Below are 1,250 nucleotides of genomic sequence, written 5' to 3'. Positions count from 1 at the left end.
AGGCTTTGTGAGGTACTGATTGTGGGTCGCCTTGTTCCTTAGTGGGTGTCTCTTTATAGGGCCAGATCACCTGATGACAGCGCTCGACACCCGACCACTCTAAGATGGCCCCGACTTCACGTAACGACAACTCCATCGAATGAAGTCGAACTCCAAAACAACGGACTGGTGTCGGTGTGCGCTCGTTCTCCCAAACCTCTTGGTTCTCCACCTCTAAGCGTTCCCGAAGGGATTCGCGAGTTGCATGGACACTTCTCGCTACGGCCTTCTTGCTTCTCAAACTCACTCAACTAGACAGTGCCTTCGGTTCATAAATGGTGGACCGACCGTATCTGTGAAAGTAGCGTTCTGGAAGGCGGAACGGGAATAGTGACTGTGCGATCGACGGCGACAACGGATGATGAATCTTAGCCGTGGTATAGATTATCGCTGGTCTTGTCTAGCTGGCTCTCGCAGCGGCAGGAAACATAATTTACTACGATATGTGTGTAAAACCATTCGGCCACGAATTTGTTCCGCTACTAGGAACGGACAGGTAGGCCGCTAAATTCACATGAAGCGCTGGTCTCACCGAGATCAGATCACTGATAGTGCGACCTATATGTGTTCTACGTTGGGAAGTCTGTCTACTTCGTCGTACATCGGCTAAAGAGTGCGCAGCACAGATGGTTAAAAGGGAACAAGTTAGCAATCCACCAGATATATTGTTCCGTTGAACAGAACACTTATCCGAGAGCGAGAGGTACACTCTAGCATGGAACGAGATCGACCGGAGTCGGTTCAAGCGAGCCGGACTACACTCCGCGTGCTCGACGCCCTTCGTGAGTTGGACGGCGCGGGCGTGACGGAGCTCTCTCGGGCGCTCGACATGCCGAAGAGCACGGTCCATCGACACCTTACCGCACTCGAACAAGAGCAGTTCGTCACACGTGACGGAGACGACTACGTCGTCGGCCTCCACCTCTTCCAGCTCGGTGAGTACGCGAGGAAGCGCAAAGCAGTCTACTGCCTCGCCGTTCCGCACACCGAGGAGATTGCCAAGGAGACCGGCGAACGCAGTCAGTTCGTCGTCGAGGAATATGGACGTGGAATTTACCTGCACGTCGCCGCCGGCGAGCACGCCGTCCACACGGGCTTTGAGACGGGTGGTGAGATTCAGAACCTACACTCGACCGCCGCGGGGAAGCTCTTCCTCGCGCATATGCCCACCGAGCGCCGCAACCGTCTCCTCGACGAACAGGACTTCCCCC

The 1,250-nt window shown here is 55.1% G+C and carries 1 protein-coding gene and 1 pseudogene; one reads left to right on the top strand and one right to left on the bottom strand.

The window, feature by feature from the left end; genetic code table 11:
• Window positions 1–246 (bottom strand): annotated as a pseudogene (locus AOZ13_RS15160) (IS6 family transposase); the annotation flags it as partial.
• A 508-nt stretch (window positions 247–754) separates the two neighbouring features.
• Here AOZ13_RS15160 and AOZ13_RS13575 point away from each other — a divergent pair.
• The coding region (locus AOZ13_RS13575; protein WP_148294612.1) for an IclR family transcriptional regulator at window positions 755–1,250 on the top strand (496 nt) is incomplete at its 3' end.

Origin of the sequence: Halarchaeum acidiphilum MH1-52-1, from assembly GCF_000474235.1 — an archaeon.
GTDB classification, from domain to species: Archaea; Halobacteriota; Halobacteria; order Halobacteriales; family Halobacteriaceae; genus Halarchaeum; species Halarchaeum acidiphilum.
This window is presented reverse-complemented; position numbering and strand designations above follow the sequence as displayed.